This window comes from Arthrobacter phoenicis (assembly GCF_047238215.1).
In the GTDB taxonomy this organism is placed as follows: Bacteria; Actinomycetota; Actinomycetes; order Actinomycetales; family Micrococcaceae; genus Arthrobacter.
Window position 1 is genome coordinate 1,484,442 of record NZ_JBDFMK010000001.1, and the last position, 21,679, is coordinate 1,506,120.

Sequence of the window (21,679 nt, forward strand, 5' to 3'; positions counted from 1 at the left end):
CGAAGGGAAGCCCCGGCGCCGCCCCGGTTCTCATGGTCCCGAGGATCCACCGCCCGGGGTCCCCGGGTTAGGGCCAAAGGTCACCGGCGCCGGCGGACGGACCTGCCTAGCTGCCGGTGGCCGCCGGCGGCGCCTGCCGGCCCAGGGAGCGCAGGTACGCCGCGAACCCCTGCGGTGCCCGCGCCTGCGTCCGACCGGAGGTGAGCACCCTGACGCTGTCGGTGGCCAGGACGGTGAACGCCAGGCTGCGCAGGCCCTGGACCAGGGTGCGGTCCTCATGCGACTGCTGCTTCGGGAATCCGCCGGCGGCGAGGTAGGCGGAGGCGCGGACGCCGAAGTTGGCCCCGTAGATGTGCGGGTGGTTCTCCTCGAACGGGTGCCGCTCCAGCCAGCGGCGCAGCAGGTCCGGGTCCATGCCCACCGGGTCCGGTTCCACCGACCCCAGGACGGCGTCCGCCCCGGCATCGGCGAATTCCAGTTGCCGGACCAGCCAGTGCGGCGGGACCCGGGAGTCGGCGTCGGTGTTGGCCAGCCAGGTCTTGCCGCGCCAGGGCACGGGGGTGGAGCGCTGGCCGGGATGCCGGCGGGGGCGCCCCAGGACGGCGGTGCGGATGCCGGCCGCCCGGCTGGCCCCGGCGCTGCGCAGCCCGACGGTGAGGACCTGGAGGCGGGGGTCGGCCTCGACGTAGCGTCCGGCAATCTCCGCGGACCCGTCGGTACAGGAGTCCAGCACCACCATCACCCGGACCGACACCTCCGGGCGGGTGCGGCCCAGCTGGTCCGCGGCTGCCTGCACGGCGGACAGCGCGCGGTCCAGATGCTGGTCCTCGTTGTGGACGGGAACGACGACGGCGACCGTGTCGATCGCGGGGCGCCGCCGGGCGGTCATGGCGACGGTCATGGCTGCCGCTCGGGCGCCCGAAGGATTTCCAGCACGAAGTCCCGTTCCCGGTAGAGCCCGGCTCCGGCCCAGCGGAGCCGGTCGCGGGCCGTGGCGTGGACCGTGTCACCGTCCAGGACCCAGCCGTCCAGCGGGTGCCGCCAGTGGCAGAGGACCAGGGTGCCGCCGGGCAGCAGCGAGGTTTCGACCCGCCGGAACAGTTCGTCCAGCTCCTCCGGCGAGAGGTAGTACCCCACCTCGGAGACGACGATCAGGTCGAACCCGCCGTCCGGCCAGCCGTGCGGGACGGTGAGGTGCCGGGTCTGCGCGGCCGGCAGGTGCTCCAGCCGTTCGGCGGCGCGGGCCAGGGCGGTGCTGCTGGCGTCGACGGCCAGGAAGGTTCCGCAGCGTTCGGCCAGTTCGGCGCTCAGCGTCCCGATCGAGCAGCCGATCTCCAGCCCGGCCTCGTAGCTCTGCTCCGGCAGCGCGGCCAGGGTCAGGGCCCGTTTCCGCTGTTCGTACCAGGCGCCGGTGTAGCCCCAGGGGTCTTCGTCGCGGCCGTGGACCGCGTCGAAGAGCCGTTCGGCGTCGGCGGCGGCGTAGCCGGCGGCCGGGCCGTGGGAGCCTGCGTCGTGGGCGGCGGCGTCCCCGGCCGTGTCCTTGGCGGCGGCGGGTGGCCGGGGCTGGTGCCAGGCGAAAGTTTCCCAGTGTCGCTCGAAGTGGGCCAGGAAGCCCGGCGGCAGCAGCACCTCGTCCCCGGGCAGGTCCGAGAGCGGAGCAATCTGGGAGGTGTGGGCGGCCATCGCCCGGGCCTTGGCCTGCTGGTCCTCGGGCCGCAGCAGGAACCGTTGCCAGTCCTGCCAGGCCGCGTCTTCCGGGGTGGCCCAGAGCCAGTACCAGATGGGAAATTCCAGCAGGCCGTAGCCGTGCCCGGCGGCGGATTCCGCGGCGGCCCGGCCCAGGGTGTCATGGTCGGTGTGGCCGTCGTGCCGGTAGGGCGCCACGAGAACTATCCGCTCTGCAGGCTTTCCGGTGTCCGCGGCCGCCTCCCGGATGGCCGCCGTGATCGCGGCCCGGTGCTCCGCGAGCCGGCCGTCGGGAAGCCCCAGGTAGCGGCGTCGGGGTCCGCCCAGCAGGTGTCCCAGGGCGCCGTCGAATTCGCGGAGCCGTACCTCGGCCAGCCGTTCGGGCGTCACCGTGGGCGAATCCGGGTGGGAGGCCTCGCCCGCGGTGCAGAGCAGCACCCGCACGTCCGCACCCAGGGCATGCAGCCGGGCCATGAGGCCGCCGGCGCCGAGGGTTTCGTCGTCGGGGTGGGCGGCCAGCACCAGGAACGCGGTGGCGGCGAGCTCGCCGTCGTTCAGTGGGAGCTCGGGCAGGGCCGCCGCGCCGGAGCGGGCCCAGGCGCTTTCCGGGGTGCCGGCGTCCTGGTGGGTGAAGCTCACCATGGCTCGTCGCCCTCGATTCCGCCCTTGAAAACCAACGAGCCCAGCTGCGCGTCGTCGCGCATGGCGTGGTGCTGGCGGATGTACAGCGCGAGGTCGGCCATGCGCTTGCCGTAGGCGGCGTCGAAGACCAGCGGGCCGGGGCCAAGGTTCTGGCTGACCAGGGCCTGGATGCGTTCTACGGCGCTGGCGACGGCTCCGCGGACGCGCAGCGCCTCGGGCCAGGCGCCGCTTCCGGAGAGGTCACCGGCGTCGATCCGTTCCGCGGTGCGGGCCAGGTAGGCGGTGAGCCCGGCGAGGGTGCGGTCGATCTCGCCCAAGTGCGCGAGGGCCACCTGGTCGGGGGCCCGGCCGCGGTCCTCGGCGTCCTTCAGGGTGTCCCGGTAGCTGCGGGCAACGGCTACGGCGCCGCCCAGCCAGCAGGCCGCCACCCCAATGCCGCCCCAGGCGAAGCCGGGGCGCCGGTAGTACCAGCCCTCGCCGCCGAGCGGAGTGGCGGGGACGGCGTCGAAGTGCACGGTGCCGCTGGGAACCTCCCGCAGTCCCAGGCTGGTCCAGCCGGGGTCGGCGACGCTCACGCCGTCTGCGTGGAGGTCGACGGCGAACGCGGCGCGGCCGCCGCCGGGCAGGTGGGCGGTCAGCACGGCATGATCCAGCTGCCCGGCCAGTGAGCACCATGGCTTGGCGCCGGTCAGCACCGTCCGGCCGCTCTCTTCCGTGGCGGTGAGGCTGAGGCCGGGTGCCTCCGCGGCGAAGACACCCCAGGCGCCCTCGAGGACCGGCGAGTCGCCGGCCTCCCCCGCGTCCCTGGCCTGTTGCAGGATCGCGGCCGCGTCCAGGTGCGGTTCGAGGATGCGGCCGGCCGCGACGTCGACGGCGGCGACGGAGGCGAGCAGTTCCCACAGGAAGGCGGTACGGCCGGTGCCGGGCGCCGGTGCCCACGATCCGGCGTCGGCGGCCAGGGACAACAGGGCGGGAACGTTCCCGACGGCGTCAGCGACGGCGGCCAGGAACGGATCCAGCCCGGCGAGCGCGTCCGGGCCGGAGCTTATCCGCACGGCCTTGGGCGGGCGGGGGTCCTGGGTCGCGTTCATAAGCTGGTTCGTGTCCTTTTGCGGGCTTCGCCTGGTGTTCTCGGTCCCTCCGTTCCGGCATGACGCTGCGCCGCAACAGGAAATATCAGCATACTTACCAAGGCGGCGGCCCGCACCGAGCCCTGGCCCGCGCGCGTCGGCGGGGCCTACTCCCCCAGCGCGCGCTCCAGCCGGTCCAGCTTGCCGGTCAGTTCGCCGGTGTAGCCGGGGCGAATGTCCGCCTTGATCACCAGCGACACGCGGCTGCCGTAGCGGCCCACCGCCTCGGTGGCGCGCTTGACGACGTCGAACACCTCGTCCCACTCACCCTCGATCGTGGTGAACATGGCGTCGGTGTGGTTCGAGAGTCCGGACTCGCGGACGATCCGCACCGCGGCGGCGACGGCGTCGTGCAACGACGCGTCGTCGGCGCCGGAGCCCGCGTCAGAGGCGGCGCCGGAACCGGCAAGGGGGTCGGCGGGAGGACGGCCGGACGGGGCAACAGAAAAGGCAAGCAGCATGGCTCCAGTGTGCACTCCGCGTCATAAATATGTGAACCCGCGGGTAACCGGTTCGCGCCGCCCCGGCGTTGCTACCCTGAGCAAATGAACCGGGCAGTAGACCGCAGGCCGCTCCGCGCGGATGCCGCACGCAACGTCAATAAGATCATTGCCGCGGCCCGCCAGTGCTTCCGTGAGCACGGGCCGGAGGTGCCGCTTCAGACCATCGCCGTGACCGCCGGCGTGGGCCCCGCCACCTTGTTCCGGAACTTCGCGGACAAGGAGGAACTGGTCCTCGCCGCCCTGCACCAGCAGCTGAAGCTGCGCGTGAACCCGGTCATCGAAGACGCGCTGGCCGGGACCGACGCCGCCGAGGGCCTGTTTCGCATTATCGAGGCGCTGATGGGAGTGGCCAGCGACGAGGCCAACCTCCTCGGCGCCGTGGCCGGGCGCCGCGGGGTGTTGACCGGGATCACCGGGGACCTGATCGAGTCGGTCGCGATCCTGCTGGGACGCGGGCAGGGCCAGGGCACGCTGCGCAGCGACATCTCCATGGCGGACATGATCCGGCTGCTGGCCATGCTGATCGGCGTGGTAGACACCATGGAAGCCGGCTCGGACGCCTGGCGCCGGCCGGTGGCCCTGCTGGAAGATGCCATCCGCGCCGAACGGCCGGACCGCCCCCTGCCGCCCCAGACACTGGTGCCCGGAACCCAGTACGGCACCGCGTTCGGCGTGGGGTTCGGTTCGCCTTCCGGGGCCACGTACCGCTGAGAATGGCCTAGCTGGCCATCCGCACGTTCTGCGCTGGCGAAATGGCGCTCACCGGCCAGCCGGTTTCGTCCCGAGAGCCACGGGCACGGCCGCCGGCTCCGACTCGGCCTGGCACCCTGCGCAGCAGGCCGCGTCCTGCTCCGCGGGTCCCGCTGTTGCGCAGCAGGCGTCTCCGCGCCAGGCGTTGATGCCCTCACGGACCGCGATGCCGGCAATGATCAGAGCCGCGCCAGCATCGGCCCACCACCAGCCCATGATGCTGTTCAGGACCAGTCCAACGAGCAGCACGGCGGAAAGGTAGGTGCACAGCAGGGTCTGTTTGGAATCCGCAACGGCCGTCCTTGACCCGAGTTCACGCCCGGCCTGCCGTTGCGCCCAGGACAACACGGGCATAATTGCCAGGCTCAACGCGGCCACCACGATGCCCGGCAACGAATGCTGCGCTTCACCGGCGCCGGACAGGGCCCGGATGGAGTCCGCGGCCACGAAGGCGGCGAGAGCGAAGAACGAGACGGCAATGATCCGCAGGGTCAGCTGCTCTCGCCGCTCCGGATCCTTCGACGCGAACTGCCACGAGAGCGCCAGGGCCGATGTCACCTCGATGACCGAATCGAGCCCGAAGCCGATCAGGGCAGCGGAGTCGGCAACGTTGCCGGCCCAGAGCGCCACCACGGCCTCAATGACGTTGTACGTGATCGTCGCGGCCGCGAACAGGCGGATGCGGCGGCTCAGCACACCCCGGCGTTCCGGGGTTAGAGCCCGCAGCGGCGCCGTCATACCAGGCACTTCCCGTCCGGGGCGCAACACGACGGATCAACGGCGAGAACAACACCCAACAGATCCTTGATCGCATGGCCCAACCGCGCGTCGGCCAACTCATACCGGGTCCGCCGCCCGTCGGGAACAGCCACCACCAGCCCACAGCCCCGAAGGCACGTCAGGTGGTTTGACATGCTCTGCCGTGAAACACCCAGCGACACCGCCAAATCCGAGGGGTAGGACGTCGCCTCTGAAAGGGCTAGGAGGATGCGGGCGCGGGTTGGGTCCGACACCGCATGGCCAAATCTGGCGAGCACGGGTGCCTGCGTGAGCGTTTTCATCTTCCAAAAAGTACAGCGTGCGATGTATTCATGCAATCCTGTACTACCGCACCCATCCCGACTACACGTGCACCGCTGTCGTTCCGACTTTCGAGTCCAGCCTCTCCTGATAAGTTCGGATCAAAGCTGCTGCCAAATTTCTGAGAACGGTTGAGTCCATGAGCTGGGAAACCCTCGCCGGCGTGATCGGCGGGCTGATGCTGGTCTACGCAGCACTGCTGGTCCTGCTGTGGAATTACGCGCGCAGGCACCCCGAAACCGTGACCATGAGGGACGCGCTGCGGCTGCTGCCCGACCTGCTCCGCCTGGTGAAACGGCTGATCGCGGACGGCACCGTCGCGGCGGGGATAAGGATCCGCCTGGTCCTGCTGCTGCTGTACCTGCTGTCCCCGATCGACCTGGTGCCGGACTTCCTGCCCGTGATCGGCTACGCGGACGACGTCGTGATCGTCGCCCTGGCGCTGCGCTCCGTGGTCAAGCGGGCGGGCACGGACGCGGTGCACCGGCACTGGCCCGGCACGCCGGAGGGCCTGGCTCTGATCCTGAAACTCGCGGGGCTGGGCGCCGCGCACTGAGACCGCTCTCACCCTGGAGCCCCGGAATACCGGCCCGGACGGGTCCGTTGACGCCTGCATGAAAGCAATCACGTACACCGAATACGGCACCCCTGACGTCTTCGAACTGACTGACCAGCCCATGCCCAAGGTGGGCCCCGGCATGGTCCTGGTCAAGGTCAAGGCAGCTTCCGTGAACCCGGTGGACTGGAAGATCGTCTCCGGCGGACTCGACGGCATGATGGACCTGCAGTTCCCCGCGATCCCCGGCTGGGACGTCGCCGGTGTGGTGGAAGCAGTGGGCATTGACGCCCCGCAGTACCAGCCCGGTGACGAGGTCATCGCCTACGGCCGCAAGGACTACGTCCACGGCGGCAGCTTCGCCGAGTACATCGCACTCCCGGAGCGGGTCCTCGCCCGCAAGCCGGCCACCCTGGACTGGAACGAGTCCGCGGGCCTGCCGCTGGCCGGCCTGACCGCCTACCAGGTCCTGACCCGCCTCGGCACGGGCGAAGGCAAGACCGTCCTGATCCACGGCGGAGCCGGCGGCGTCGGCTCCCTGGGCATCCAGATCGCCAAGTCCCTCGGCGCCTCCGTGATCGCCACCGCCTCGGAGAAGAACCACGACTTCATCCGCGCCCTCGGCGCGGAACCCGTCGCCTACGGTGAGGGCCTGGCCGACCGCGTGCGCGCACTCCGCCCCGAGGGCGTGGACATCGTGGCCGACTTCGTCGGCGGCGTGCTCGACGCCACCCTGGCCGTCCTGGCCGAGGGCGGCAAGCACGCCTCGATCGCGGACGCCGAGGTCGAACAGCACGGCGGGACCTGGATGTGGGTCAACCCGGTGGGGACCCAGCTCCAAGAACTCGCGGACCTGGTGGACAGCCGCGGCCTGCGCGTGGAGGTCGCCAAGACCTACCCGCTGGAGCGTACCGCGGACGCCTTCCGGGACAACATGGAAGGCCACACCCGCGGCAAGATCGTCGTCACGGTCGACGGCGAGTAGCAGCGTTTCCGCTCCGAGGGGCGGGTGATCTGAGGGCAGGTGTCGGGCTTCCGGCGCCTGCCCTCAGCCGTGTCCGGGTTCCCCGCCCGGACCCCCGGGTTCGTGGTGGCCGCCGTCGTGACGGTGCGCCGGCTTGTGCTTTGCTTCCTCGAGGTGGTGCTGCAGCTTCTCCTCGGCCTCGCGCCGGCGCCTCGCCAGGTCCTGCAGGTCGCGGGTGGATACGGCTCCGGTGGGAATGCCGCCGGCGGCGCGGGACGCGGCCGCACGGTCGTGGCCGCCCTTGGCGGGTTGCGCCTGCTCCGCCGGCCCGCGCTCGGAGTGTGCCCCGTCCGGCGCGGAATGCTCCGGATCGGCACCCTCCGGGTCGCGGGCAGCGGCATTGTCGGGCTGGTTGGTGGTCATCACTGGATGCTGTCACCGGCCGCCGCGCACCGGCTAGGGACTAAAGACCGGGCACCCGCGAACGCCCGCCGGCAGTAACGGCTACCCCCAGCCGAGCAGGCGCAGACCGGCCGCCGCGCCGGCGCCGGCCAGCACCACCACCAGGAACGGAGCCCGGAGCAGCAACGCCAGGGCGGCGGCGGCCAGCGCACCAACCCTCGCGTCGAGGACCAGCGACTGCCCGGAGGCCACCGCGTTGACCACCGTCAGGGAGGCGAGCAGCCCGATGGTCATCACCCCGGCCACGCGGGAAATCCTGGGGTTCTTCAGCCACGCGGCGGGCACCAGGTAGCCCAGCAGTTTCCACGCGTAGGCCAGCACGCAGGAGAGCAGCAGCCATAGCCAGAGCGTCATGCGCCCTCCCCCGTGTCCGCCCCGGCGCCGCGCCCGTGTTCGCGCCCGGGGTAGGGGGCGACGTCGGGCTCCAGGCCCTCGTCCCGCGGGCCGGAACTGAACCAGCCGAACACGGCGGCTACCAGCGCGGCTACCAGGATGGGCACCCCGGCGGGGACCAGCGGGACGGCCAGCACGGTGGCGAGCGCGCAGACGACGGCGATCGCCACGGGTTCGCGGCCCTTCAGCCGCGGCCAGAGCAGCCCCAGGAAGGCTGCCACCGCGGCGCCGTCGAGCCCCCACTGCTTGGGGTCCCCCAGCGCGCTGCCGGCGAGCGCGCCCACGGCGGTGAAGATGTTCCACAGCACGAAAACCCCCACGCCGGCGGTCCAGAACCCCCGGCGCTGCTCGGCCGGGTCCGTCTGGCCGGTGCTGGTGGCCGTGGATTCGTCGATGGTGACCTGCGCCGCGGCGAAGCGCCGCCAGCCCTTGGGCTGCAGCAAGGCGTTCAACTGCATTCCATAAATCCCGTTGCGCATGCCCAACAGGGTGGCCGCGCCCATGGCGGCCAGTCCCGAGCCGCCGCCGGCCACCACGCCGATGAAGGCGAACTGCGAGCCGCCGCTGAACAGCAGCAGACTCAGCGCCATGGTCTGCCAGAAGTCCAGCCCGGAGGCGACGGAGAGGGCGCCGAAGGAGATGCCGTAAAGCCCGGTGGCGACGCTGATGGACAGCCCGATCCGGACCGCCGGAGTGAGGGCGGTCCTCACCTGCGTGTCTGCCGGGGCGCTCTCGCCAGGCTCCAGGACCAGGCGATCAGGGGTGCCTGCAGCGGCAGCCGGATGCCGTGGATTGTGCGGGCCCGCGGGGACCCCTCCGGCCCAAAGGCCGTTCGGAGCGCGTCAACGTGGGCGGTCAGGAACACGGTGAAGAGGGCGGTGACGCAGCCGGCGCTGACCCGGCGGGTCCGGGGCAGCAGAAGCCCCGCGGCTGCGGCGCCCTCCAGCAGTCCCGTGGCGGCGACCCATTCGTCCCGGGAGAGGACCGCCAGCGGGCCGTTGCGCTGCTCGCCGGAGTCGTCCCGGCAGAGGTAGGACGGGACCAGCGGGGCGAAAAAGGCGGGGTCCCGGAAGTGCTTTGCGGCGCTGGCCAGCAACAGTCCGCTCAGGGCGGTGGCGGACAGGGTTCGGGTTGCCCCGGGGGACCAGCGAAAAGGCATGCATCCATGCAACCACAACCGCGGCGGTGCCACCGAACGGGTCCCGCCGACTGCGTCGCAGCCCCGCCACGGCACGGCCACGGCACGGGAGACGAACACGCGAAACGGGACCTTCCGCAGGGGATCCGGGAGCTTGCTCCCGGAGTACCGTGGTGGCTATGGGCAACGTCGTGGAGATGGCGGGTGTGGTCAAGCGGTTTGGCACCGTGACGGCGCTGGACGGTCTTGACTTCACCGTGGCCGCCGGGGAGGTGCACGGCTTCCTGGGGCCGAACGGCTCGGGCAAGTCGACCACGCTGCGGCTCCTGCTGGGGCTGCTGCGGTCCGACGCCGGGACGGCGCGGGTGCTGGGCCTGGACCCGTGGAAGGACGTAGCCGCCCTGCACCGCCGGCTGGCCTACGTCCCCGGCGACGTCTCGCTCTGGCCGAACCTCACCGGAGGCCAGGTGATCGAACTGCTGGGCCGGTTGCAGGGCGGCCAGGACCGGGCCGAGCGGGACCGGCTGCTACAGCTGTTCGAACTGGACCCCACCAAGAAGACCCGCACCTACTCCAAGGGCAACCGGCAGAAGGTGGCGCTGGTGGCGGCCCTGGCCACGGACGCCGAGCTGTTCCTGCTGGACGAGCCCACCAGCGGCCTGGACCCGCTGATGGAGGAGGCGTTCCGCGGTTGCGTCCGCGCGCTCCGGGACCAGGGCCGGACGGTGCTGTTGAGCAGCCACATCCTCAGCGAGGCCGAGGCCCTCTCGGACCGGGTCAGCATCATCCGCGCCGGCCGAGTGGTGGAGACCGGTCCGCTCGAGAAGCTCCGGCACCTGACCCGCACCGCCGTCACCGCCGACGTCGCGGCCGTCCCGCCGGGACTGGACCGGCTGCCCGGCGTGCACGATGTCACCGTGGTCAACCACCGCGTGAGCGCGCAGGTGGATCCGGCCGGACTCGCCCCGTTCCTTCAGGCCCTGACTGCCGCGGGCCTGAAGTCCCTGACCAGCCAGCCGCCGACGCTGGAGGACCTGTTCCTGCGCCACTACGGGGCGGGAACCTTTGGCCGGGGTTCCGGCGATGCCTGAGACCCTGGCCGGGACGGGGACGCTGCTGCGCCTGGGCTTGCGGCGGGACCGCTGGCTGCTGCCCGGCTGGGTGCTGGGCTTCGCCGTCGTCGCCTATTCCACGGCGCGGGCCGGCGCCGAGCTGTATCCGGACGTGCGCAGCCGCATCGAGGCGGCGGACGCCCTCAACGCCACGGCCTCCATGGTGGCGATGTTCGGCCGGATCTACGACCCGGCGTCCCTCGGCGCGCTCTCCCTGATCAAGTACACGGCGTTCATGACCGCCATCCTCGCCGTCCTGATGGCCATGCTGGTCATCAGCCATACCCGGGCCGACGAAGAGAGCGGCCGGCTGGAACTGCTTGGCGGCGGGCGGCTGGGCCGTGACGCGCCGCTGGCCGCCGCGCTCATCATCGGACTCGCGGGCAGCCTGGGCGTGGGCCTGCTCTCCGCCGCCGGGCTGGCCGCCGGCGGCCTGCCGGCGGAGGGGTCGCTGGCGTTCGGGCTGGGCTGGGCCGCCACCGGGATGGCGTTCAGCGCTGTGGCCGGCGTCGCCGCCCAGCTGACCGCCGGCGCCCGGGCCGCCAATGGCCTCAGCGTCGGGGTGATCGCGGTGACCTACGGCCTGCGTGCGGTGGGCGACCTGTCCGAGCCGGGCCCCTCGTTCCTGTCCTGGCTCTCCCCCATCGGCTGGAACCAACAGATCCGCGCCTTCGCCGGGGACCACTGGTGGGTGCTGGTGCTGCCCGTCCTGCTCAGCGCCGTCTTGATCCCGGCGGCCTTCACGCTGCGGTCCCGGCGGGACCTGGGCGCCGGGTTGCGGGCCGAGCGCCCCGGCCCGGCGGTGGGGTCCCTGTCCGGGGTGTGGGCATTGGCCGTGCGGCTGCAGTACAAGGTGTGGCTGGCGTGGGCGATCGCGTTTGTGGTGTTCGGGGTGGTGGTCGGCTCGCTGATCGGGAACGTCGCGGAGCTGCTGAGTTCGGCCAACGCGCAGGACCTGATCAAGCTGCTCGGCGGAGCCCCGGCGGTGCGGGACGCCTTCCTGGCCGCGGAGATCAGCATCATGGGCCTGCTGGCGGCGGCCTACGCGGTCTCCGCGGCCAACCATCTGCGGACCGAGGAGGCAGCGGGCCATGCGGAGGCGCTGCTGGCGACGACGGCGACGCGGGCCCGCTGGGCCGGCAGCCACTTCGGCTTCGCTCTGGCCGGTTCCGCAGTGCTGATGGGGCTGGCCGGGGTCTCGATCGGCATCGGGGCGGCGCTGACGGTGCAGGATCCCGGGCTGGTGGGCCGGTCCACGGTGGCCGCCCTGGCCCAGATCCCGGCCGCCTGGGTGCTGGCCGGGCTGGCGCTGGCAGTGTTCGGCTGGCTGCCGCGGTTGACCGCCGGGGTGTGGGTCCTGCTGCTGGCGTTCGTGGCCCTGGGCGAGTTCGGCGTGCTCTGGAACGCCCCGGAATGGCTGATGGACCTTTCGCCGTTCCGGCATTCGCCGCTGCTGCCGGTGACGTCCGACGCCGTGCCCGCCCTGGCCTGGCTGACCGGCGTCGCGCTGCTCCTGGCAGTGCTGGGCTACGCGGGCTGGCGGCGGCGGGACCTGGCGGCGTAAGCACGCGGGCCCGGACTTGCCGGGTGCTGCGGGGCCGGCCTTAGACCTCGGCCGGGCCCTGGACCTGGACCTCCTGTGCCCCCACGCCTGCCCTCGGGTCCGCCCCGGCCGCACGGCGGGCGCGCCGGGCCCAGCGGGAACCTATCCCTTCGGCGGCGGCCGCGTCGCCGGGGTTGACCAGGGAGCAGCGGCCCAGCGACAGGCAGCCGCAGCCGATGCAGCTGTCCAGGGACTCGCCCAGCACCTCCAGTTCGCGGATCCGCTCGGCCACCAGCCCCGCCCAGTCCCGGCTGATGGCGGTCCAGTCCGCCTGGTTCGGGGCCCGGTCCGCGGGCAGGCCGTCGAGGGCGGCTTTGATCTGCTCCAGGCTCAGTCCCACCCGCTGGCCGGCCGCCACCACGGCCAGACGGCGCAGGGTGGTGCGCTTATAGCGGCGCTGGTTCCCGCTGGTGCGTTGTGACTGCACCAGGCCGCGGTCTTCGTAGTAGCGCAGGGCCGGCACCGTGATTCCGGCGCGGGACGCGACCTCACCGACGGAGAGCAGGGAGTCTGGGGCGGACGGCACCCGTGCAGTCTGGCACGGGTCCGGCTTGACCTCAAGTTCACTTGAGGTTGTTCACTGGAGCCTGAAAGAACCGCTACGAACGAAAGCAGCACCATGAGGACCTCCCGCAAGACCGCACGCCAAGCAACCGTCACCCCCGAGGGGGACCAGGCCCTTCCCGGAAAGACCCTGCGCCAGCGCCGGCCGTGGGAGAACCGCTCGGTGGACGCCGCCCTGTCCTCCCTGTCCCAGTTCCGCTAGGGGCGGTGGAACTGGACCGGCCGCTACAGGCTGACGGAGATCCGTTCCAGGACCTCGGCCGGGCGGTTGGTGGTGATCTCCTGGATGCCAACCTCCCGGCAGAGGTCCACATCCTCGGGGGCATCAACGGTCCAGACCCGGAAGCGGCGGCCGGACTCGAGCCAGCGGCGGACCGTGTCCGGGAATTCGCGGACATAGTCGATGCCGGGTCCGGCCAGGCCCACGGCACCCTGGTCCAGCAGTTCCTCACCCTCGAGCTGGGCAGCCTTCATGACGTTGGCCATCGCGCTGCCGGTGATGGAGCCGACGCTGAACCTCTCCCGCACTTCGTCGACGTCGACGTCGTCCACCAGCTGGCAGATGGCCTCGGCGGGGACGGTCTGCAGCAGGTGCCGGACGGAATCCGGGTTGAAGCTCATGAAGGAAACCCGGATGTTCTCCAGCATGCCGGTGGCCGGGTCCCAGCCCTCGCCGGTGAGGATCTCCAGTACCCGGTCCTCGAGCTTAAGCTGATAGGGGCTGGGGTGCTTGAACTCGATGGCCAGCCCGATCTCGCGGCCGGCGGTGCGCAGGATGTCGAGCAGTTCGGGCAGGGTCAGGAGCTGCTCGGTCTTCGCCCCGTAGATCTCGGGGATCCGGGCGCCCTTCCAGGAGCTGAAGTCGAGTTCCCGGAGTTCGGCCAGGGTGCGTTCGGCCACCGGGCCCGTGCCGTTGGAGGTGCGGTCCAGGGTCGCGTCATGCAGCAGCACGGCGTGCTGGTCGCGGGTCAGGTGGACATCGCACTCGACGCCGTCGGCGCCGTCGGCGATCGCCTGCAGGTAGGCGGCGCGGGTGTGCTCCGCGAAGGCCCCGCTGGCTCCCCGGTGGGCGTAGACGAGCGGGCGGGCGGCAGCGGACTCCTCAATGGTCATGCGAACACGTTAGCGGACCCGGGGTCCGGGGGCCCGGCTAGGCTGGGCACATGCAGGTGAACTCTGAGCGACCATCCCGTGCTGGCACCATAACGGCTGCAGCCGACCACCGGCTCTCCCCTGCCGATGCCGCGAAGGCAGCCGCGCTACGGAAGATGAAAATGGTGGCAGGATCGCTCCTGATCGGGATGGCAGTGGTGTTCGTCGTCGCGTTCGCCCTACAGAAGCAGTACCCGGCGCTGGAGTACGTCCGCGCCGCGGCCGAGGGCGGCATGGTGGGTGCACTGGCGGACTGGTTCGCCGTGACCGCCCTGTTCAAGTACCCGCTGGGCCTGAAGATCCCGCACACCGCCATCATTCCCCGGCGCAAGGACCAGATCGGGGCTTCGCTGGGCGAGTTCGTGGAGACCAACTTCCTCTCCGAGCAGGTGGTGAAGGAGAAGCTGGCCAGCGTCGACGTCGCCCGCAAGGTCGGCGGCTGGCTCTCCGGCCCGGGCGGCGCCGAGCGGGTGGCGAAGGAGGGCGCCGCGGTGATCCGGGGTGCGTTCACGGTGTTGAACGACGACGACGTCCAGGCCGTCATCGAGGGCATGGTGCGCCGGCATCTGCTCACCCCGCCGTGGGGGCCGCCGGTGGGCCGTCTCGCGGAGCGGATTTTTGAGGACGGGCACCACCACGCCCTGGTGGACCTGCTGGTGGACCGCACGGTGGACTGGGTCCGGGACAACCACGAGACCGTCAACCGGGTGGTCACGGACCGCTCCCCCACCTGGGTTCCCAGCTTCGTGGACGGTCTGGTGGGCGACAAGGTTTATGTGGAGATCCTGAAGTTCACCCGGGCCGTGCAGGCCGATCCGCAGCACCAGGTCCGGCGCTCCATCGACACGTACTTGAAGTCGCTGGCGCACGACCTGCAGCACGACCCGGTGATGATTGCCCGGGCCGAGGGCGTCAAGGCCCAGGTGCTGGGCGACCCGGAGGTCCGCGAGCTGGCCTCCCGTACCTGGGGCACCGTCAAGGCGGCGCTGCTGACCGCAGTCGACGATCCGCACAGCGAGCTGACGGTCCGGTTCAAGGCGGCCGTCCACGACTTCGGCACCCGCCTCACGGTGGACCCCGAACTCGCCGGGAAGGTCAACGCCTGGGTGGGCGACGCCGCGGGCTACTTGGTGAACAACTACCGTTCCGACATTGCCGGCGTCATCACGGACACCGTGGCGCGCTGGGACGCGGAGGAAACCTCGGAGAAGATCGAGCTCCAGGTCGGCAAGGACCTGCAGTTCATCCGGATCAACGGCACCGTGGTGGGAGCGCTGGCCGGGCTGGCGATCTTTACGGTGGCGAGTTTGGTGTTTGGGTAGACGTCCGGGTTCCCTCAGCCTTTCCAATGCATCAAAACCCATTGTTTGCGGAGTTTTGACGTACATGGCGGCAGTAAATTTCGTAGTCGAGTTCTGACCTGACGATCCAATGGCAAAAGCCGGATTTGCGGCGGTGTCTTTGTGACTTTCGGCGGTAAATGGCGGTCTTTTTGCGGCGCTATTTGGCGCATGGTTCAGTCCGGAAGAGGATCCTCCACCGGACGGCCGCTCCGCCGGCGCCTTCCTCAACAGCTGTGTTCGATCAGCCTCACAATGAAGGACGCCCAAGCGCCGGCGGGCGGGTTAGGACTGTCCTACGGGCAGGAAGCTTCATTGCCGTAGGGTTCTCGGGATGGGGGATTGGAGACATCGCGGTGAACGTAGAAGATTCGGCACGACAGCGCTGCTGCTTGGGGTGATTGCTCTGGGTATCGGACTTCCCGCATACTGCGCGCAAGCCTTCTGGCTTCAGTGCCCGCCGGAGTATGGCTATCCGGCGGGGGTTGCTTCATGCCGGGAAGTTGAAACTACCTCACTGTTCTTTGGGCTGCTGGTTTTACTCTCGGGAGCAACCGTCTTGGTGGGTGCTGGGTTTGGGCTTGTTGCCCTTGCTCGACGCGAGCGGCTGTTGCCGGCGTTGCTTCCGATCGTTGTTGTGGCTGCATTGCTGATCAACTGGATTATCAGGTTTCCTCGCTAAACACCTCTTCGCATTGGGCGGTCCATAGGCGCGGGGCGCCCGGTAAAGGATCGATCAACGGGCAACCGCCGTCGTGTTGGGTCTGCCACTGCTTGAATAAGGCGTACGGACTGAACGATCGACTTAGGGGATCTGACGTGACACAGGTGATAAAGGAAGCACTCGATTCCTGGGACCGGGGAAGGTGGCGCAACCCGCCCGTGCGTGTCGTCGCGGATGGTCGGACTCTGCGGGTAACCGCAGCCGAGAACAGTGACGCGTGGAGGCACACCTCGTACGGCTTCGTCCATGACAGCGCGCATGCCCTGTTGGCACCGCTGCCCGCTGAGGGGGCGGTGGAGGTTTCATTCCTTCTGAATTACACTGAGCAGTTCGACCAGGCGGGGATCTATCTTCACGTTTCGGAATTTTCTTGGATCAAGGCCGGTGTGGAGGTGTCCGACGGAGTCCCACAGGTTGGGGCCGTCGTAACCCATGGGGTCTCCGACTGGTCGGTGGCACCTGTCCCTGAGTGGATCAATCGGGAAATCACAGTGCGGCTGAGCAGGGCCGGTAACGCCGTCACCATCAGGGCCCGCGCCGGGGATGAGTCTTTCCGGCTCATCCGCGTTGCTCCTCTGGATGAAACAGCAAGTGCCGAGGTCGGCCCATTTTGTGCCTCACCCACTCGGGCTAACCTCACGACCACCTTCACCCGATGGGTTGAGACCGATGCAGATGCAACCCTGCACGCTGAACACGACTAAAGCCGCAGAACTCATCCGTGAGTCGTACTGGGAGAGGTGAAGGATCGGCAATCGGTGCCCCGTCTGAAACGATCTTCGGCCATTGGCTACAGTGATCCAGGTGACGCCTGAAAGGAAACTGTCCTGCAGCCGATCTTTGGTGTGGCTGGCCTGCATAGCCGGTACTGTGCATGCCGGGTTCAGCTTGTACTGGGCCTTGGGTGGGCAGTGGCTCTTAGCCACGGTTGGTCAATGGGCAGTCCAGCTGTCCGTCGAAGCCCCCCTCGAGGCAGGACTATGGCTCGGAGTTGTTGCGGTAGTGAAGTTGCTGGCAGCGACTCTCCCCGTGGCCGTCGCGTATGGACGAATGCCCCGGCAGAGGTTCTGGCGTGCCGTGAGCTGGGCCGGCGGACTGCTCCTTGTCGTCTACGGGGGCGTGAACACGTTAGTCAGCGGTGCAGTTCTTGGAGGTGTGGTTCGGCCTGCAGGTGGGTATGACCTCAACGCGATGATTGGCCACGCATGGTTGTGGGATCCCCTGTTCTTCCTTTGGGGTATAGCCCTATTGTTATCGCTCTGGTACTCGCGCAGGAGCTCAACGGCAGTTGCGTAAGCCGATCCTCATTCGGGCCCCTAAACGAGGTGAGTGCTATAGCGCCGCTTGTGGGTGCGGTGAAGTGCAAGGCTCGGCTACTGTCCGGGGCGGTTGATGATGTCGGCGTCCCGTGTCAGGTCTGCTCCCTCATTTAGGGGTCGCGCTTCGATGGCGGGGTCCTGCACTAGCGCCGCTATGAGTTCCTGGCTGCCCGCAACCACTGTGGAGTCAAAGTCGATTTCGGTCACCATGACCCAGCTTCTGTCCTCTGGCCAGAGGATGTTCGGTGATTGCGGGAAGTGTGGGGAGTGGTGCCAGGGCACATGATTCACCCACCCACGGTCGCGGTAGAACTGCGGCGCGGCGTTGAAGAGGTAGTAGGCGCGCCCCGGCAGGCTAAGTGTTTCTCCGTTGATCGCCTCTGCCGGTAACAGACCCGAACCGGGTCCCGTGGGCAATGAGGACGAATCGGGAGCAATGTCTCCGGGGATCTCCGTGTCCGTGAACGTGAGTTGGGCGTAGCCGAGGGAACTCGTTAGGCCTCCCCATCCTTCCCAGATGGCGGTCACACCCTTGTTTGGTGTGGACGTATGTTCGCAGAGGCGCGCAGCCAGGGCCGCAAGGATGTTCGGTGCGAGGTTGCCGGTTAAGGGTTCGGAATAGCGCCAGCCCTCATTGTCGAAAATTTCCTGCTGGTCCGGTCGTTGCCCGAGGATCCGGTGGAATTGGGCTAGTGGGTACATCTTGGTCCCGAAAGCAGTCGCGACGTCAGACCAGCGGACCTGTTGCTCGTCCAGGGGGAAGACGCCACCGCGGGGATGTCCGTGCCAGGAGCCGGTGTCCGTTGGGCGGTCCCGGGTCATCGGATGGAAGATTCTGGCGTAGGCGGGGAATCCCCGTGGCACCACAACGTGCATGTCACGCCACACAGTGTCCATCAGAGGTTTGAGCCAGGCACCGGGAGCAGCGTTGGGCAACGATTCCATGGCGCCAGCCTAGTAGTCAGCTCGGGGCTGCTCCGTGAGAGCTTGGGAACCACGGGGTAGTGAAGCTGGCGCTACCGATCGTTGACAGCGCCCGGTAAAGGATCGGCTAACGCGCTTACTGGCGCGGCTGCGAAGCTTTCAGGAGGGTTTACGGAAGCTAGGCTGGCTCTCATGATGACGATTGTCTCTGCTCCCGCTGATCTCATTGTTGCCGAAAGCGATGGCATTGCCGTGCGTTTCGCGGGCGTCGAACTTACAGACCAAACACCAAACCAAATCGCAGCGGCGCAAGATGAACCTGGCATAAGGGTCAATCTTGAGGGGGTTCGGAGCCATGAGACCACCCATCGCGACCAAAGCTTTGTCGAAGCCCGCCTCCGGTGGGTTGAGCAGAGGAAGGAACATGGCCCTGAGGTTGCCGGGGACGGGCCGATCATGCCCGGCGTGATGGCCTTGGAACCGATCAAGGTGGTTGTTTCAGACGACGCTGGAACTGAATATCAAAGAGCGTCTGGGCAAGTTGCCGGGGACGGGACTGAATGGGCGGCATCTTGGACCTTCCTACCGAAGCCGCCAAAAGATGCTCGGACTCTCAACCTCGATTTCACGCTCCACGGGGAGTCGACCGGCAGAAGGTGCCAGGTCGAGCTCGCTTAGGTGTCGAGCGCCATTGGAGGATCCCTCACCGGACGCTTCACCGCCGGGCAGCGTGATAACAATTCTGCCCAAGCTCGTCGGCCTAATCGTGTCGCTCGAAACCGTCCAGTCGCAGCCCGATTCCCGCTGAACTAGGTTCGACGATGAACCCCAGGCGGCCGAGGGCGGCCCGCTACCAGCCACGCCAGCCCGCCCACCACACTTCCAAAGACGAGGAGCACCAGCCAGATATCCCTGCTGAAGGTTCGCATCTCTCTTTCGTCCGTTTGGATGAAGTTGACCAGGCTGTAGCCCCATATGGCCACGCACGGGATGAGGACCAACCAAGGCAGCCATGAGGCGGAACCTGCCATGTTCATAGGATCAGTATGCGTCATTACTTGTTGGCCAGCAGCCGGCCATTCGGACCAAAATTGGGCAGACAGGGAACGTGAGCGTAACCGCTCAGTCACCAGAAGCAGAGGGCGGCTCACTGTCCGTAAGCCGGTCGATCACCGTACCGCGGAAGCTAGCTGCCACGTTCCGCGGGGATGCTGGCCCAGGCCATGTACGTAAGACCCGCACGATCATATGCACGGTGACGGGGGGATTACTGCAACCATGTTCCTTATGACTGGAATGAAGATCGGTTATGCCCGGGTCTCGACGAACGACCAGGACCTTACCGCCCAACGCAATGCCCTCTTTGCCCTGGGTGTAGAGGAGTCCCAGATCTATGTCGATCACGGACTTACGGGCGCGAACCGGGTGCGCCCTGGGCTCCGTGAAGCGATGGCGGCGTGCCGGGCCGGCGATACGCTCGTGGTGACCAAGCTCGACAGGTTGGCGCGCTCACTTTCTGATGCCCGGGACATTGCCGATGAGCTGACAGCCAAGGGGGTTGTGCTTAGTCTCGGAGGCAATAGCCACGACCCGACTGACCCGGTAGGCCGGCTGCTGTTCAACGTCCTGGGAATGGTGGCCGAGTTTGAGGCGGATCTGATCCGGGCGCGCACCCGCGAGGGCATGGCGGTCGCAAAAGCGAAGGGGCGGCTGAAGGGCAAGCAGCCAAAATTGTCCAAGACGCAGCGGAAGCATCTTCTGACCCTGCACGACGCCGGCGAACATACGCAGGCTGAATTGGCGGAGCTGTTCCGCGTGTCACGGACGACTGTGTACCGCGAGCTCCAAAGGCGCACCATCTGAAGACCGGCGCGGTGCCGACGGCTAGGAACGCGCCAAATAGCGCCGCAAAAGACCGCCATTTACCGCCGAAAGTCACAGCGGTGTCTTGATGGGACGCACCGTCACCGTCAAAAACGGTCGTTTTTGACGTCCACACGTAAGGATCGACGGTCCTACGCCATTCGGAGGGGCTCCAGGGGCTCGGATGAGGCGCTGCTAGCGTTTGTCGGGTGGACAGACCTACGTGGCATTTCCCCGCTCCGACCAACGGTAACGAGACTTGGAGTCGTCTCGCCGAACTCGTTGCAGATAACGACGTCCTACTCCATGGTTCGCAGACCACAGGTCTGTCGACGCTTACCCCTAGAGCACCCTTCGACTTCAGCCTGGACCAGTTCTCTAAGACGACGGCCATCTACGCGACCGAAGACCCCACGTGGGCTATTGCGTACGCCATCCGATCTTTCTCATGCCGCCGATTTCTAAACGCCTGCTTCTACCCGGGAACGGCCCCTGGGACCTTGGCTGAACGGCGCATCTTTCTCTCTTACGCTTCGACTGAGGACGGCCGGGCGCCTACGAATGCGGGGGCGGTGTACGTGCTTCCGGGTAAGAGTTTCACAAGGATGCCCAGCTACACAGACCCTGCTCTCGGGCCCATCACTGAGTGCCAGTTCATTAGCACCGAGCCCGTTCCTGTCTTGGCCGAAATACCGGTAGAACCCCAGAACCTGCCGCTCATACCGGCGCTCCACAACTTCGAAACGGTTTCCAGCCGCGCGGCCGCCAACCCGCTGGGATTCCCATGGCTCGACTGAGCATGGAACACCGTAACGTTGCCCGGGTGAGTCGAGTCATTTTCATGTGCGGCCCCGCCGGCGCTGGCAAATCCACCATCGCTCGAGGATTAGAGAGCGACGGGATGATCCGGCTCTCCATTGACGAGGCTGCGTGGCGGTTGGGGTGCCGAACTATGCCACTGGAAGCCGGGACACAACTTGCGATCGAGGCAGCGCTACAAACGCGCCTCTTGGAACTTGTCCGGTCAGGTTCAGACGTGGTTCTCGACTTCTCCTTCTGGTCACTCAAAATGCGAGAAGAGTACCGCCGCCTGGTCAAACCTCTCGGTGTACGGCCGGAGACGATCTATGTGCAAACCCCACGAGAAATCGCGCTCAATCGCGTTCGTAGCCGAACTACAAGCCACGCAGATGACTTCAAACTCAGCGAGGACCTCGCGACCCAATACTTCGACGCTTTCGAACCCCCAACAGCAGAAGAAGGGCCGCTGGAGGTCGTGGTCTCCCCCGTGGATTTTCGCTGAATCCAAGCAGCAGGCAGATACGCTGTCTCGTTGACCCATACCTTGCTTGAGATAGAACGTGCGTTCCGCTTGTCCTGGGGTCCGGATACGACCTGCCTCGACGCCGAAAGCCTGGCGACGTGGCACCCCGACAAACCAGCGCATGGTCAGTGTGGGCCAACGGCGCTAGTGATTCAGGACCTACTCGGTGGCGACCTACTCATTGCAGACGTCACCGGCGGGGACGAGAACAACGAAGTCCACTACTGGAACCAGTTCACCAATGGGCTTGAGATCGATCTCACCCGAGAACAATTCCAAAGTCACCGCACCATCGGGGAACCGAGGGTCGTCGTTCGCCCGCCTGGCGGCCCCCGAGCTTACATCAACGAGTACCAACTCCTCCGTGCCCGGGTTTTTTCCGCGTTCGACCACTGATGCTTCGCCCGGGCACTAGGCCGTGTGGACAGCCAAAGAATGGCGCCACGGGCG

Annotated in this window: 25 protein-coding genes and 1 pseudogene; 13 read left to right on the top strand and 13 right to left on the bottom strand. The window is 68.0% G+C overall.

Features of this window, described 5'->3' with window-relative positions; genetic code table 11:
* Nucleotides 1–106 precede the first annotated feature (106 nt).
* From ABC337_RS06900 to ABC337_RS06915, 4 genes are all read right to left on the bottom strand, one after another.
* A complete protein-coding gene (locus ABC337_RS06900) occupies nt 107–901 on the bottom strand; it encodes a glycosyltransferase family 2 protein (protein WP_412884601.1) in 795 nt (264 codons plus the stop codon).
* Nucleotides 898–2,328: a PIG-L family deacetylase gene (locus ABC337_RS06905; protein ID WP_412884600.1), complete on the bottom strand. Its 1,431-nt coding sequence runs from the start codon at nt 2,326–2,328 to the stop codon at nt 898–900. The genes ABC337_RS06900 and ABC337_RS06905 overlap by 4 nt, the downstream gene beginning before the upstream one ends.
* The gene (locus ABC337_RS06910) at nt 2,322–3,419 is read right to left on the bottom strand and encodes an acyl-CoA dehydrogenase family protein (protein ID WP_412884599.1); all 1,098 of its coding nucleotides are present in this window, start codon (nt 3,417–3,419) and stop codon (nt 2,322–2,324) included. Before ABC337_RS06910 ends, ABC337_RS06905 begins: the two co-directional genes overlap by 7 nt.
* A 146-nt stretch (nt 3,420–3,565) precedes the next feature.
* Nucleotides 3,566–3,919, bottom strand: a complete 354-nt coding sequence (locus ABC337_RS06915) for a thiamine-binding protein (protein WP_412884598.1) — start codon at nt 3,917–3,919, stop codon at nt 3,566–3,568.
* Between the two features lie 84 nt (nt 3,920–4,003).
* On the opposite strand from ABC337_RS06915, the gene ABC337_RS06920 reads away from it, so the two are divergent.
* Nucleotides 4,004–4,672: a TetR/AcrR family transcriptional regulator gene (locus tag ABC337_RS06920; protein ID WP_412884597.1), complete on the top strand. Its 669-nt coding sequence runs from the start codon at nt 4,004–4,006 to the stop codon at nt 4,670–4,672.
* Between the two features lie 48 nt (nt 4,673–4,720).
* On the opposite strand, the gene ABC337_RS06925 is transcribed toward ABC337_RS06920, so the two are convergent.
* A complete protein-coding gene (locus ABC337_RS06925; protein WP_412884596.1) occupies nt 4,721–5,449 on the bottom strand; it encodes a cation efflux transmembrane domain-containing protein in 729 nt (242 codons plus the stop codon).
* Nucleotides 5,446–5,772, bottom strand: coding sequence for an ArsR/SmtB family transcription factor (locus tag ABC337_RS06930; RefSeq protein ID WP_412884595.1), 327 nt, complete (start codon nt 5,770–5,772; stop codon nt 5,446–5,448). The genes ABC337_RS06925 and ABC337_RS06930 overlap by 4 nt, the downstream gene beginning before the upstream one ends.
* Before the next feature lie 377 nt (nt 5,773–6,149).
* Between ABC337_RS06930 and ABC337_RS06935 the strand changes: the two are divergent.
* Nucleotides 6,150–6,231 (top strand): annotated as a pseudogene (locus tag ABC337_RS06935) (YkvA family protein); the annotation flags it as partial.
* A gap of 174 nt (nt 6,232–6,405) precedes the next feature.
* The gene (locus ABC337_RS06940) at nt 6,406–7,332 is read left to right on the top strand and encodes an NADP-dependent oxidoreductase (RefSeq protein ID WP_412884594.1); all 927 of its coding nucleotides are present in this window, start codon (nt 6,406–6,408) and stop codon (nt 7,330–7,332) included.
* A 63-nt stretch (nt 7,333–7,395) separates the two neighbouring features.
* Here ABC337_RS06940 and ABC337_RS06945 read toward each other — a convergent pair whose 3' ends face one another.
* The 4 genes from ABC337_RS06945 to ABC337_RS06960 all read right to left on the bottom strand — a co-directional run bounded on the left by ABC337_RS06945 (nt 7,396) and on the right by ABC337_RS06960 (nt 9,325).
* Nucleotides 7,396–7,734 carry a hypothetical protein gene (locus ABC337_RS06945; protein ID WP_412884593.1) on the bottom strand — a complete coding sequence of 113 codons (339 nt, stop codon included), beginning with the start codon at nt 7,732–7,734 and terminating at the stop codon, nt 7,396–7,398.
* An 81-nt stretch (nt 7,735–7,815) separates the two neighbouring features.
* On the bottom strand, nt 7,816–8,127 hold the full coding sequence (locus ABC337_RS06950) for an AzlD domain-containing protein (protein ID WP_412884592.1): 312 nt from the start codon (nt 8,125–8,127) through the stop codon (nt 7,816–7,818).
* Nucleotides 8,124–8,876, bottom strand: a complete 753-nt coding sequence (locus ABC337_RS06955; RefSeq protein ID WP_412884591.1) for an AzlC family ABC transporter permease — start codon at nt 8,874–8,876, stop codon at nt 8,124–8,126. The genes ABC337_RS06950 and ABC337_RS06955 overlap by 4 nt, the downstream gene beginning before the upstream one ends.
* Nucleotides 8,873–9,325: a DoxX family protein gene (locus ABC337_RS06960; protein WP_412884590.1), complete on the bottom strand. Its 453-nt coding sequence runs from the start codon at nt 9,323–9,325 to the stop codon at nt 8,873–8,875. The genes ABC337_RS06955 and ABC337_RS06960 overlap by 4 nt, the downstream gene beginning before the upstream one ends.
* A 158-nt stretch (nt 9,326–9,483) precedes the next feature.
* Here ABC337_RS06960 and ABC337_RS06965 point away from each other — a divergent pair, with 158 nt between their 5' ends.
* Together ABC337_RS06965 and ABC337_RS06970 are read left to right on the top strand one after the other, a co-directional pair.
* Nucleotides 9,484–10,395 (top strand): ABC transporter ATP-binding protein, encoded by a 912-nt coding sequence (locus ABC337_RS06965; RefSeq protein ID WP_412884589.1) that lies wholly within the window; start codon nt 9,484–9,486, stop codon nt 10,393–10,395.
* Nucleotides 10,388–11,980: an ABC transporter permease gene (locus ABC337_RS06970; protein ID WP_412884588.1), complete on the top strand. Its 1,593-nt coding sequence runs from the start codon at nt 10,388–10,390 to the stop codon at nt 11,978–11,980. The genes ABC337_RS06965 and ABC337_RS06970 overlap by 8 nt, the downstream gene beginning before the upstream one ends.
* A gap of 40 nt (nt 11,981–12,020) precedes the next feature.
* Here ABC337_RS06970 and soxR read toward each other — a convergent pair whose 3' ends face one another.
* Entirely contained in the window at nt 12,021–12,545 is a 525-nt protein-coding gene (soxR, locus tag ABC337_RS06975; RefSeq protein ID WP_412884587.1) for a redox-sensitive transcriptional activator SoxR, read from the bottom strand.
* A 93-nt stretch (nt 12,546–12,638) separates the two neighbouring features.
* Here soxR and ABC337_RS06980 point away from each other — a divergent pair, with 93 nt between their 5' ends.
* Nucleotides 12,639–12,785, top strand: coding sequence for a hypothetical protein (locus tag ABC337_RS06980; protein ID WP_290256928.1), 147 nt, complete (start codon nt 12,639–12,641; stop codon nt 12,783–12,785).
* Between the two features lie 23 nt (nt 12,786–12,808).
* On the opposite strand, the gene ABC337_RS06985 is transcribed toward ABC337_RS06980, so the two are convergent.
* The gene (locus ABC337_RS06985) at nt 12,809–13,696 is read right to left on the bottom strand and encodes a glycerophosphodiester phosphodiesterase (protein ID WP_412884586.1); all 888 of its coding nucleotides are present in this window, start codon (nt 13,694–13,696) and stop codon (nt 12,809–12,811) included.
* A 50-nt stretch (nt 13,697–13,746) separates the two neighbouring features.
* Here ABC337_RS06985 and ABC337_RS06990 point away from each other — a divergent pair, with 50 nt between their 5' ends.
* The 3 genes from ABC337_RS06990 (at nt 13,747) to ABC337_RS07000 (ending at nt 17,095) form a co-directional block, all read left to right on the top strand.
* Nucleotides 13,747–15,057 carry a DUF445 domain-containing protein gene (locus tag ABC337_RS06990; RefSeq protein ID WP_412884585.1) on the top strand — a complete coding sequence of 437 codons (1,311 nt, stop codon included), beginning with the start codon at nt 13,747–13,749 and terminating at the stop codon, nt 15,055–15,057.
* Between the two features lie 837 nt (nt 15,058–15,894).
* Complete coding sequence (locus tag ABC337_RS06995) at nt 15,895–16,503, top strand: DUF1349 domain-containing protein (RefSeq protein ID WP_412884584.1); 609 nt, start codon at nt 15,895–15,897, stop codon at nt 16,501–16,503.
* 166 nt (nt 16,504–16,669) lie between these two features.
* Nucleotides 16,670–17,095 (top strand): DUF3995 domain-containing protein, encoded by a 426-nt coding sequence (locus ABC337_RS07000; protein ID WP_412893302.1) that lies wholly within the window; start codon nt 16,670–16,672, stop codon nt 17,093–17,095.
* Between the two features lie 77 nt (nt 17,096–17,172).
* On the opposite strand, the gene ABC337_RS07005 is transcribed toward ABC337_RS07000, so the two are convergent.
* Entirely contained in the window at nt 17,173–18,063 is an 891-nt protein-coding gene (locus ABC337_RS07005; RefSeq protein WP_412884583.1) for a hypothetical protein, read from the bottom strand.
* Nucleotides 18,064–18,234: 171 nt separating this feature from the next.
* Between ABC337_RS07005 and ABC337_RS07010 the strand changes: the two genes are divergently transcribed.
* From ABC337_RS07010 to ABC337_RS18540, 4 genes are all read left to right on the top strand, one after another.
* On the top strand, nt 18,235–18,720 hold the full coding sequence (locus ABC337_RS07010; RefSeq protein WP_412884582.1) for a hypothetical protein: 486 nt from the start codon (nt 18,235–18,237) through the stop codon (nt 18,718–18,720).
* 609 nt (nt 18,721–19,329) lie between these two features.
* Nucleotides 19,330–19,905: a recombinase family protein gene (locus ABC337_RS07015; RefSeq protein ID WP_306971199.1), complete on the top strand. Its 576-nt coding sequence runs from the start codon at nt 19,330–19,332 to the stop codon at nt 19,903–19,905.
* Nucleotides 19,906–20,704: 799 nt separating this feature from the next.
* Nucleotides 20,705–21,208: a P-loop nucleotide/nucleoside kinase family protein gene (locus tag ABC337_RS07020; protein ID WP_412884581.1), complete on the top strand. Its 504-nt coding sequence runs from the start codon at nt 20,705–20,707 to the stop codon at nt 21,206–21,208.
* A gap of 42 nt (nt 21,209–21,250) precedes the next feature.
* Entirely contained in the window at nt 21,251–21,625 is a 375-nt protein-coding gene (locus ABC337_RS18540) for a YunG family protein (RefSeq protein WP_459562737.1), read from the top strand.
* Nucleotides 21,626–21,679 lie beyond the last annotated feature (54 nt).

What these genes read in the sequence shown, in the direction of transcription:
- ABC337_RS06980 (WP_290256928.1), top strand. Translation starts at nt 12,639, where the DNA reads ATGAGGACCTCCCGCAAGACCGCACGCCAAGCAACCGTCACCCCCGAG.
- ABC337_RS07005 (WP_412884583.1), bottom strand. Translation starts at nt 18,063, where the DNA reads ATGGAATCGTTGCCCAACGCTGCTCCCGGTGCCTGGCTCAAACCTCTG.
- ABC337_RS06950 (WP_412884592.1), bottom strand. Translation starts at nt 8,127, where the DNA reads ATGACGCTCTGGCTATGGCTGCTGCTCTCCTGCGTGCTGGCCTACGCG.
- ABC337_RS07020 (WP_412884581.1), top strand. Translation starts at nt 20,705, where the DNA reads ATGGAACACCGTAACGTTGCCCGGGTGAGTCGAGTCATTTTCATGTGC.
- ABC337_RS06910 (WP_412884599.1), bottom strand. Translation starts at nt 3,419, where the DNA reads ATGAACGCGACCCAGGACCCCCGCCCGCCCAAGGCCGTGCGGATAAGC.
- ABC337_RS06930 (WP_412884595.1), bottom strand. Translation starts at nt 5,772, where the DNA reads ATGAAAACGCTCACGCAGGCACCCGTGCTCGCCAGATTTGGCCATGCG.
- ABC337_RS06985 (WP_412884586.1), bottom strand. Translation starts at nt 13,696, where the DNA reads ATGACCATTGAGGAGTCCGCTGCCGCCCGCCCGCTCGTCTACGCCCAC.
- ABC337_RS06970 (WP_412884588.1), top strand. Translation starts at nt 10,388, where the DNA reads ATGCCTGAGACCCTGGCCGGGACGGGGACGCTGCTGCGCCTGGGCTTG.
- ABC337_RS06960 (WP_412884590.1), bottom strand. Translation starts at nt 9,325, where the DNA reads ATGCCTTTTCGCTGGTCCCCCGGGGCAACCCGAACCCTGTCCGCCACC.
- ABC337_RS06990 (WP_412884585.1), top strand. Translation starts at nt 13,747, where the DNA reads ATGCAGGTGAACTCTGAGCGACCATCCCGTGCTGGCACCATAACGGCT.
- ABC337_RS07010 (WP_412884582.1), top strand. Translation starts at nt 18,235, where the DNA reads ATGATGACGATTGTCTCTGCTCCCGCTGATCTCATTGTTGCCGAAAGC.
- ABC337_RS06905 (WP_412884600.1), bottom strand. Translation starts at nt 2,328, where the DNA reads ATGGTGAGCTTCACCCACCAGGACGCCGGCACCCCGGAAAGCGCCTGG.
- ABC337_RS06925 (WP_412884596.1), bottom strand. Translation starts at nt 5,449, where the DNA reads ATGACGGCGCCGCTGCGGGCTCTAACCCCGGAACGCCGGGGTGTGCTG.
- ABC337_RS06945 (WP_412884593.1), bottom strand. Translation starts at nt 7,734, where the DNA reads ATGACCACCAACCAGCCCGACAATGCCGCTGCCCGCGACCCGGAGGGT.
- ABC337_RS06965 (WP_412884589.1), top strand. Translation starts at nt 9,484, where the DNA reads ATGGGCAACGTCGTGGAGATGGCGGGTGTGGTCAAGCGGTTTGGCACC.
- ABC337_RS06915 (WP_412884598.1), bottom strand. Translation starts at nt 3,919, where the DNA reads ATGCTGCTTGCCTTTTCTGTTGCCCCGTCCGGCCGTCCTCCCGCCGAC.
- ABC337_RS06920 (WP_412884597.1), top strand. Translation starts at nt 4,004, where the DNA reads ATGAACCGGGCAGTAGACCGCAGGCCGCTCCGCGCGGATGCCGCACGC.
- ABC337_RS07015 (WP_306971199.1), top strand. Translation starts at nt 19,330, where the DNA reads ATGACTGGAATGAAGATCGGTTATGCCCGGGTCTCGACGAACGACCAG.
- ABC337_RS06940 (WP_412884594.1), top strand. Translation starts at nt 6,406, where the DNA reads ATGAAAGCAATCACGTACACCGAATACGGCACCCCTGACGTCTTCGAA.
- ABC337_RS06900 (WP_412884601.1), bottom strand. Translation starts at nt 901, where the DNA reads ATGACCGTCGCCATGACCGCCCGGCGGCGCCCCGCGATCGACACGGTC.